Here is a 9026-nt window from a genome sequence, read left to right on the forward strand (position 1 = left end):
AGAGGTTTCCCGATCGCTGTGACCCGCCACTGAACAGTCGGGCGAAACCTACCAGCCGATGCGATGCTTTTCCTCAGTCTCCCGGTGGCGCTCTTCGTCGGGCGTGTGGAGGTACGGATTCGTGCTCGTCAGTGATGCGTGGCGCAGGTTGTCGCGCACGGTACGCAGATCGGCGCCGCCGTCGGCCATGTGCGACCCGGCCGTATGCCGCAGCCAGTGTGCGGAGGCCTGTTCGAGCAGATCCGCCTGGCCCGCGGACCCGTCGCCGCGCAGCCGCAGCCGTCCGGCCGCGCCGGCAAAGATGCCCTTGACGATCGTGTGCAGCGCGGCGCGGGTCAGCGGCTTCATGGATTTACCCAGCGGCAGCGCGAGCGGCGTGTCCTCATGCCGGGCGGGCAGGGCGGACAGGCCGCGCTCGCGCCGGTAACGCCCAAGCTCCACCATCATTTCCGCGGAGGCTGGCACGAGCCCCTCCTTGTCGCCCTTGCCGAGCACCTCGAGCCACCAGCGCTCGTGACCATCTGCGTCGCGCCGGCAGAAGAAGCATCCCATGGTGTTGCCGCTGACCTCGGAGATGCGCAGACCGCCGAGGTAGAACAGCGTGACCAGCCACCGTGCACGCAGGTAGCGCTCCCGCTCGCGCGGCGTGTCCTTCGGCAGACTGTCGATATGGAGCTTCACTTCCTGCCACAGTTCGCGGTCGAGATAGCGCGTGATGCGCGGCTTCGTGCGGCGCGCGCGCTGGCGCGACAGTGACAACGGGTTACCGGCCAGGTAGCCGGCTTCGACCAGCCACGCAAAGAGCGCGTTGATGATCACCATCGCCTGACGCTGGCTGCTCGCGGCCAGTTCACCATAGAACGGACGCCAGCGCGGGTCGTGGCGCGGGAATTTGCGGCCGCCTTCGGCGACCCAGCGTGAGCGCGGCTGCGGGTCCTTCAGGAATTCCCGGAATGCCTGCAGATCCTCGTGTGTCAGTGACGACAGCGGCTTGCCAAGCTGGACAATCGCCCACAGCAGCAGCCGTTCGGCTTCCTTGCGGTAGTTCTCGAAGGTGGTTTTCTTGTCGGCGACGCGCGCAAGCCACGCGCGTACCGCGGCCAGATCATCGCGGGCGGCGATCTGCGCGTGGCCGTGCGCGCGGTTGGTGCCGTCCCGGCCGTCGAGATCGGCGGGCAGTTCGAGCACGTCGAGGGGACGCGGCGCGATCAGGACGGTTTTCATGGGCGTGGGGGCCGGTGCGGGCAGGGTTCGGAGTGTCACGCGGCGATTGTCGCACTCCCGCCATTGAATTTCAACATTATAGGATTAATGTCAAAATTATAGCCACAGATGATAGAAATTTAACGGTTTACGTTATATTATTTTGTCAAATGACCGAGATCGATCCCGATGTCCGACGCATTGCCCGACGAAACCCGCCTCGCCGCCGAAATCGACCGCCTGAAGGCCGCATTCCCGAAGACCCGCGAGCTGTACCGCGAGGTCTGCGCGCTGCTGTTCTTCCGCTTCGGCATTACGCCGACCGCGAACCGGCTCTACCAGCTGGTGAAGCGCGGCAGCATGAGCACGCCGACGCAGGTGCTGGGCGAGTTCTGGGCCGAACTGCGCGAAAAGAGCCGCGTGCGGATCGACCACCCGGACCTGCCGGCCGACCTGCAGGCCGCCGCCGGCGAACTGGTCGCGACGCTGTGGACGCGCTCGACCGCATCGGCGCAGGCGGCACTGGAGGCGCTGCGGGTCGAAGCCGAGGCAGAGAAGGTCACCGCGCAGAACACTGTCACGTCGATGCAGGGCGAACTGGGCCGGACCGAAACCGCGCTCGAGCAGCGCACCAGCGCGCTGCTCGCCGCCCAGGTCCGGATCCAGGAACTTGAGCAAGGGCAGGCCGCAAGTGAGGCCACGCGTCGTGCACTCGAAGCGGAAATCACGCGGCTGCAGGACGAAAACGCCGCGCGCGACCTGGCGCTGGTGCAGGCGAGGACGGATTTCTCGGAGGAGCTCGAGAAGCTGCGGGCCAGCGCCGGACTGGCGGAGGAGCGACTACGGGTGACCGAGAAGCGGGCGCTGCTCGAGATCGAGCGTGAGCGGGTTGCCGGCGCGCGACTCCAGAAGGAACTCGACGCCGCGACGCGCCGCACGGAGCAGGGCGAGGCACGCCACCGCAGCGAGCTGCAGGCCGTGCAGGCGCAACTTGCCGATGCGCGGCACCAGGCTGGTGTCCTCGAGGGTAGCCTGGTGGCCGTGCGAGACGCAAACGCCGGTTATGCGCGTGAGCTCGGGTTGCTGCGACAGCAGATGACGGGGACGGTCGCCCCGCGCAGCTCAGGTCGCAGGGGTGGGGCTGTCACGGTAACCGCCCGCAAGCAGCCTCGTGCGGCCCGCAAGGCGGGATCGGCGAAGAAGCCGGGATAAGCGCATGAACCCGACCGCCCGGAAAAGGAAGAAGGCCGTCTGTCCACCGATCGGCGCCCTGATGCGGTATCGCGATCGCATCGTGCGTGTGATCGCTGAAGCGAGCGGTCAACGCGCGGTGATCGAATCGGTCGACGTCAATGGCCGGTCGTTCCGCAGCGTGGTGAAATGGGCTAATCTGGCCGGTCTGAACGATCAACTCTTCTGACGCTGACCATCATGCAGCTCGACATCTTCGCCGACAGCCGCGACGTCATGCTCCGCAACGATGTGGTGGATGCCCTCCACCGTCGCGATGCAGTCTCTGCCCGGCAGGCCTTGAAGAGACTGGCAGGCGAATTCCCCGATGACGACACCCTGGCGGGGCTGGCGACATTGATCGATGTGCTCGACAGCGATGTCGCCACGTCGTTCGCCGATCATCCGGCGCTGGCTGCCGCCTGTGGCCACCTCAATGATGAGGTTGAACCGGCGGCGCGGCGGTTACTGGGCGACGCGCCCGGACGGGCGTGGGCGGCGTCATGCTGGCGGACGGTCGCGCAGCAGGCCGCGGCCCTGCCGTTTCGCGCTGACGTCAGTGACCTTCACGCGGCGCCGCTCTGGCTGCGCGCGGGCGATTGGGGTGAGGCAAGACGGGCCGTCGAGCGGATCGAATCGTGGCGCCGGATTCCGGCGCCGCTGACGTGGATGGCGGCGGCGCGGTACCGCGCGGATGGCCTGGAGTCTGCGTTGCCGTTGCTCACTGAACTGGCCTGGCTGTCACCTGGCCGCCTGGCTGATCTGTTGCACCGGCTCGCCGACGCGTCAATCGACACGTTGCGCAGAAAGTTCGACGCAAATTTCGAGGGTGCAGGGCAGACAGCGGATCTCGCGTGGTTCCCCGCGTGGGTGCTGATCGAAAAGCCAGGGCTGGCACCGCTACTGCGTGAAGCGCAGCCGTCGCGCCAGACGGCGCCGGAGCGGGCGACGCGGCTGCTGCTGCAGATCCTCAGCCTCGAGCGGCAGGGCAACCAGCATGAACTGGTCGAACGGCGCAAGGCACTGCGCGATCTGCATGCCGGACTGTATGCGGCGTACATGAAGACCCGGTGAGCGAGGCGTTGTGGAGCGCAGGTTTCCTCCATTTACTTCCGGAGCGCGACCCGCTTTACTTCATTGGACGACAGAAAAACGCTTAAACCGTTCCCGTCGCAGCGCGCGACATCTACTACTGGACCCAGGCGCCTGGCGACGCACGGCGGTGCCGCGTGCCAGTATCGAGCCTGACATCCGGCCGACGCGCACCTGAAACGGATCCTGTCCGATACGCTGCGAGCGTCGCCTTGACGCGATGCGCCTGGGCGACCATTTGATGATGATGATGCTGCGTGCCCGCGTAGTACCGGCGTGGCATGACAACGGGCGTTGCGTCGCCGTCCAGCCAGCGGCGAATCGCGACCAGATCCGCCGAACGCGCCCTCGAAGATCGCGCGCCGAGGAGCGCAATAATCACCTGACCATTCGGCATGTTGGCGTCGACCACGACGCAGCGTCCTGCCTCGTCGGTATAACCGGTCTTCGCGAGCTGGACGTCCCAGTCCGGCCAATCGACTACCGGGTCGGCGTTCCGGTAGAACCTCGTTCTGCTGCCGACCGCCTCCTCGTATTGCGGAAGTGTCGTGAAGTCGCCGATCAACGGATAGTGCGACGCGGCTTCCGCCATCTTCACGATCACGCGCGGTAGAGAGATTGTCTGGTGACAGCCCCGTCGGATCGTCGAAGTGCGTGGCGGCCATCTGCAGCGCGCGTGCCTTGTCGTTCATCTTGCGGATGAAGGCAGGCTGACCGCCCGGAAAGGCGCGCGAGAGCGCGGAGGCCGCGCGGTTCTCGGACGACATCAGCGCAAGGCGCAGCATCTCCTCGCGTGCGAGCGCAGCACCGACCGGGATACGTGAGCCCGAATGTTTAAGGCGATCGATATCGGCATCGTCGATGGTCAGTGTTTCTCCGAAGGCCTGCGCTTCGTCCAGCACGACCATCGCCGTCATCAGCTTGGTGAGCGATGCGACGGGTTCAGCTTCGTCAGGATTCTTTTCCAGCAGGACTTCGCTGCGCCCGACGTCGTACACGATCGCGCTGCGGGAATAGAGGAGCGGCGTCCCGGCGGACGTCACGAGCGGTGCTGCGGCGAGAAGCAGCACGCTGGCGAGTTTCTTCATGTCAATCACACCCTGGGACTGCAATCAGGCGAACAGGCGATTACGGTCCAACGTTCAGGATCGTCCCTGGCAATTAAACTGTAGTTGCTAACTGCAGGAATGAGTGTGTGAAGGAGGACAGATTCCGTGCGCAAGAAATTCGGCCCTCCGATCTCCGTTCCGGCAGTATCACTTTGTACTGCGCTGACTCGATCGCGGATGCGGAACCGTACGGCCGCACCTCAGCGGCGAACAGAGATTGCTTGGCAAAGGTACGGCGGGGGCCTTGCGCTCGGAGGCGCCGTTGATTATGGGCTCGATCCGCCTGGATGGTTTGTTGAATTTAGTAGCGCAATATCAGCTCGCTTCGAAACCCCTGAACATTCTGGCGGTAATGTCCACCAGAGCAAAGTACAGTAATAAATATGGTAGTAAAAATGACGCTGGCTATGGCAGAATCAGCGGCATCGCAGGAATCACGGAGCGGGCAGGCGGATGGACGGGCAGATTGGAGCGGTGCGTGACGAGGCGAGGACCGCGACGACGGCAGGGCGGGCCACCGATGGCTGACACGTTCGAACTGGTGGCGCTGGGACTGCCGGCCGGGTTCGCGCCGGATGCCCTGCCAGATGCCGTCAAACGCCTCGTGGCCGACTGCTGGCCCGGGATGAGCCGCGCGCAGCTGCTCGCACGCGCCCGCCGCCTTGCCCTGCAGCCGTCGCTGCGTGCCGCGGTGGACCACCCGGGCGCGGCGGCGCCGGGGGAGACCGGCCTTTTCAGCCTGACGCTGCTGGCCGATGGCGTGGCCTTGCGGCTCATCGCGCATCTGCGGCGCGTGAAGCGGCGGCGCCAGTCGGCGCGTCCGGTGAAGGGGTCGAAACCGCCGGCGCGCGACCCGCGGCAGGGCGATCTTTTCTGACGGACCCCGAGGAGCTGAACAATGGGCCGACCCCGGATTGAATGGAACGACGCACAACTGCTCGCGATCATGAATGGCATCGCGGCGATCGACCGGGATTTCCCGCGCGACAACGCGCGCTTTCTGGATGGGCTGATCGCGGAAGTCCGCGCGATTACCGGCCGCGTGTTTGGCGCGACCACCTACAGCCGGCTGCTGCGCGATGTCGCGCCGCAGGTCGGAGTTCAGCGCCATCCGAGCGCCCCGACGGTCCAGCAGGCGATCCGGCGCGCGCAGGCGCTCACGCCGATCTCGCAGCCGGGCAGTGCGGATAACCGGCCGGTCGATCTCGAGCTGATGCGACAGGCGCTGGCCCCGGTGGTGCGTGAGGCACTCGCGCCGCTGTATGCGTCACAGCGTGAGCGGGGGAACGGGCATGCAGGCGGCGCCGCACCGGATCGTGGTGATGTGAATGCGATGGTGCAGCAGCCGCTGCTGCAGGCGGCGCTGGAAGATGCCCATGCGCGGATCCGGCGGCTTGAGCAGGAGAACGCCCAGCTGCACCGCGAACTCGGCGAAGCGCATGCGGCACGGGATCTGGCCGGCGAACACGTGAACCGGCTGCTCGGCGAGCTGCACGCGTCGATCGAACGTGCCGGCGTCGGCGCCACGACCCTCGCGCAGACGGCCACGCAGCTGGCCGGCACCGAGCGGTTTCTCAAGATGCAGAACGATGCAGTGCGGCTGCAGGCGAGCGGGGAGGCGGACGCGCTGCGCGCGCAGAACGGCCAGCTGCGCGAGCGGATTGACCATCTGCTGCTGGAAGTCGATCAGTACCGGCGCACCCTGTCGACCCGCCCGCCCGGGAGTCGCTGAGCGCGCGGCACGCCGGCGCGGTTAGTCGCCCATCGGGCCGGTGCGCGGGTTCCGGCCGGAGGTGCCGGTTCGTGATTACTCCAGTTATCAGATGTGGCGATTTTGCCGCATGCTGCTTTCCGGTCGTCGCCGGAGACCCGGGATCTTGCGGGCAAGGGCAGGGCACGGCGCCAGCGATGTGCTGACGCCCGCCGGCGTCAGATTTGCCCGGGTTTGCCTGAGAGCCGTGCGATGCGGTAGGGTGCGGGTTTCCTTCATCGAACAAGACTGTCCATGAACAAACAGGAACTCGTCGACGCCGTTGCGGCTCGCACCGGCGACAGCAAGGCCGCCACCGGAGAAGCCATTGATGCGGTGCTCAGGGCGATCATGCATGCGCTGACCGCTGGCGCCGCCGTGCAGCTGATCGGCTTCGGGTCGTTCTCGACGGGGCAGCGCGCCGCACGCACCGGACGCAATCCGTCGACGGGCGCCGAAATCCAGATTGCCGCGGCAAGGACGGTCAAGTTCACGGCCGGCAAGGCATTCAAGGATGCCGTCAACGCGTCATGACGAAGGTGGCGATCACGCCCGACGACTACGCCGGGTTGCACAAGGAGGTGGTCAGTGTCGTCGAGTCGGCGCGACGCACGGCGGCACGCAACGTCAATGCCGTGATGACCGCCGCCTATTGGGAGATCGGGCGGCGGATCGTCGCCCGTGAGCAGGGCGGGCAGGTGCGCGCGGGCTACGGACAGGCGCTGATCGCCCGGCTCGCCGAGGACCTGACGCGCCGTTTCGGACGCGGATTCGGCCGGGCCAATCTGGCCAGCATGCGCGCCTTTTATTTCGCCTGGCCGGCGGCGGAGATTTTCCAGACAGTGTCTGGAAAATCGGCAGCCCCGGAAAATGTCCAGACGCCGTCTGGAAAATCGCTGCCGACGAAAGACGTTGTCGACACCATGGCAACAGCGCCTGATTACATGGCGCTCGCCACCCGTTTTACGTTGCCGTGGTCCGCCTATGTGCGCCTGCTTTCTGTGAAGACGGCGGCCGCGCGCGCCTTCTATGAAACAGAGGCGTTGCGCGAAGGCTGGTCGGTGCGCCAGCTCGACCGCCAGATCGGTAGCCAGCTTTACGAGCGGCTGGCGCTGTCGCGCAACAAGGCGGCGCTGCTCAGAAAAGCCGCTGATGCCCAGCCGGGTGATCTCCTCACGCCAGAGGAGGCGATTCGCGACCCGTTCGTCCTCGAGTTTCTCGACATCAAGGACGAGTACTCGGAGTCGGATCTTGAGGAGGCGCTGATCCAGCATCTGGCGGATTTCCTGCTGGAACTCGGCGACGACTTCGCGTTCGTCGGCCGGCAGCGTCGCCTGAGAATCGACGACACGTGGTTCAGGGTCGATCTGGTGTTTTTCCATCGACGGTTGAGATGCCTGGTCATCATCGATCTCAAGGTCGGCCGCTTCAGCTATGTGGACGCCGGGCAGATGCATCTCTATCTGAACTACGCGCGCGAGCACTGGATGAAGCCTGGGGAGAATCCACCTGTCGGTCTGATCCTTTGCGCCGAAAAAGGTGCGGCCGAAGCACACTACGCGCTGGACAACCTGCCGAACAAGATTCTTGCGGCGGAATACCAGACGGTGTTGCCCGATGAGGCGATGATCGTGCAGGAGCTGGAGCGCACGACAGCGGAACTGGAGCGGCGTACCGGCGCTTCGTAAAGTCCGGTCCCGATGCCTGACCGATCCCGGTCATCTGGAGACGAGGCCGCGACCCGGTAACCCATGCAACCACGACGGAGGTAGCGATGAACAGAAGAGGTTTTGTGCGGACGGGCGCAATGCTAGTTGGCGCGGGTCTTACGCTCACGGTCTCCCTGGGGGCGGTCAGCGATGCCATTGCCAACGAGTCCAACGATTCGAAGCGGCGGGCGATCGATGCAAAGATCCATGGGACCCTGTCGAAACTATACGCGAACGTCAGGGGTTCCCGGGAATTGGTCGACAAGGCGAACGGTGTGCTCGTGTTCCCATCGGTGATCAAGGTTGGCTTCGTCGCCAGCGGCGAGTACGGCGAAGGCGCATTGCGCGTAGGCGGGAAATCCGTTAGCTACTACAGCACGGTATCCGGGTCATTTGGCCTGCAGGCGGGGGCTCAATCGAAGGCCGTTATCTTCCTGTTCATGACCCATGATGCGCTCAACAGCTTTCGCCGTTCCAAAGGCTGGTCGGTCGGCGGAGAAGGGTCCGTCGCGCTCTTGAAGGTCGGTGCGAACGGTGCGATCGATACGACAACGGCAACCGCACCAGTCAATGCGATCGTGCTGACCAATGCCGGTCTGATGGGAGATGTGTCGCTCTCGGGAACCAAGGTCTCGCGACTCAAAATTTGAGTGCGGCGGTGGCCGTGTTCGTTTTGCGAGGCTTCGAGCGGATTCGTGAGCCGAATGGCGGTTTGCGGGTGCACAGGCGATGCTTGAGCGTCGAGGTGACTGTAGATTCGATGCCCCTTTGTGGCCGCACTGAGCCGGATGACAACCGGCTCAGATCGTTAAGGGTTATTCGATGCCTGCCATCGGCCACAGGAATGTGACGGTGGCTCAGCGCGTGTTGGCAGGCGTCGAATAGGCCTCGATGGAGGAAACCGCGGAGTGCCCCGATGCGGTTGGAGCTTCG

At 65.2% G+C, this 9026-nt stretch carries 9 protein-coding genes and 1 pseudogene; 8 read left to right on the forward strand and 2 right to left on the reverse strand.

The genetic code is table 11. The features are described from left to right. Positions 1 to 48: 48 nt before the first annotated feature. Entirely contained in the window at positions 49 to 1224 is a 1176-nt protein-coding gene (locus FSO04_RS37760; protein WP_154566564.1) for a tyrosine-type recombinase/integrase, read from the reverse strand. A 168-nt stretch (positions 1225 to 1392) separates the two neighbouring features. Here FSO04_RS37760 and FSO04_RS37765 point away from each other — a divergent pair, with 168 nt between their 5' ends. The 3 genes from FSO04_RS37765 to FSO04_RS37775 are packed head-to-tail and all read left to right on the forward strand — an operon-like array spanning position 1393 to position 3507. Beyond that, positions 1393 to 2415: a DNA-binding protein gene (locus tag FSO04_RS37765; protein ID WP_154566565.1), complete on the forward strand. Its 1023-nt coding sequence runs from the start codon at positions 1393 to 1395 to the stop codon at positions 2413 to 2415. Positions 2416 to 2419: 4 nt separating this feature from the next. Then, positions 2420 to 2623, forward strand: coding sequence for a hypothetical protein (locus FSO04_RS37770; RefSeq protein ID WP_074290261.1), 204 nt, complete (start codon positions 2420 to 2422; stop codon positions 2621 to 2623). An 11-nt stretch (positions 2624 to 2634) separates the two neighbouring features. After that, positions 2635 to 3507: a hypothetical protein gene (locus FSO04_RS37775; protein WP_154566566.1), complete on the forward strand. Its 873-nt coding sequence runs from the start codon at positions 2635 to 2637 to the stop codon at positions 3505 to 3507. A gap of 115 nt (positions 3508 to 3622) precedes the next feature. Here the strand turns inward: FSO04_RS37775 and FSO04_RS48880 are convergent. Then, a pseudogene (locus tag FSO04_RS48880) lies at positions 3623 to 4613 on the reverse strand (serine hydrolase). A 541-nt stretch (positions 4614 to 5154) separates the two neighbouring features. Here FSO04_RS48880 and FSO04_RS37785 point away from each other — a divergent pair. From FSO04_RS37785 to FSO04_RS37805, 5 genes are all read left to right on the forward strand, one after another. Beyond that, entirely contained in the window at positions 5155 to 5511 is a 357-nt protein-coding gene (locus FSO04_RS37785; protein WP_154566567.1) for a hypothetical protein, read from the forward strand. 21 nt (positions 5512 to 5532) lie between these two features. Then, positions 5533 to 6366, forward strand: coding sequence for a hypothetical protein (locus tag FSO04_RS37790; RefSeq protein ID WP_154566568.1), 834 nt, complete (start codon positions 5533 to 5535; stop codon positions 6364 to 6366). A 273-nt stretch (positions 6367 to 6639) separates the two neighbouring features. Beyond that, on the forward strand, positions 6640 to 6918 hold the full coding sequence (locus FSO04_RS37795; RefSeq protein WP_154566569.1) for an HU family DNA-binding protein: 279 nt from the start codon (positions 6640 to 6642) through the stop codon (positions 6916 to 6918). Further along, positions 6915 to 8072: a PDDEXK nuclease domain-containing protein gene (locus tag FSO04_RS37800; protein WP_154566570.1), complete on the forward strand. Its 1158-nt coding sequence runs from the start codon at positions 6915 to 6917 to the stop codon at positions 8070 to 8072. The genes FSO04_RS37795 and FSO04_RS37800 overlap by 4 nt, the downstream gene beginning before the upstream one ends. Positions 8073 to 8158: 86 nt before the next feature. Next, the gene (locus FSO04_RS37805) at positions 8159 to 8743 is read left to right on the forward strand and encodes a BPSL1445 family SYLF domain-containing lipoprotein (protein WP_154566571.1); all 585 of its coding nucleotides are present in this window, start codon (positions 8159 to 8161) and stop codon (positions 8741 to 8743) included. Positions 8744 to 9026 lie beyond the last annotated feature (283 nt).

This window comes from Paraburkholderia madseniana, from assembly GCF_009690905.1.
In the GTDB taxonomy this organism is placed as follows: Bacteria; Pseudomonadota; Gammaproteobacteria; order Burkholderiales; family Burkholderiaceae; genus Paraburkholderia; species Paraburkholderia madseniana.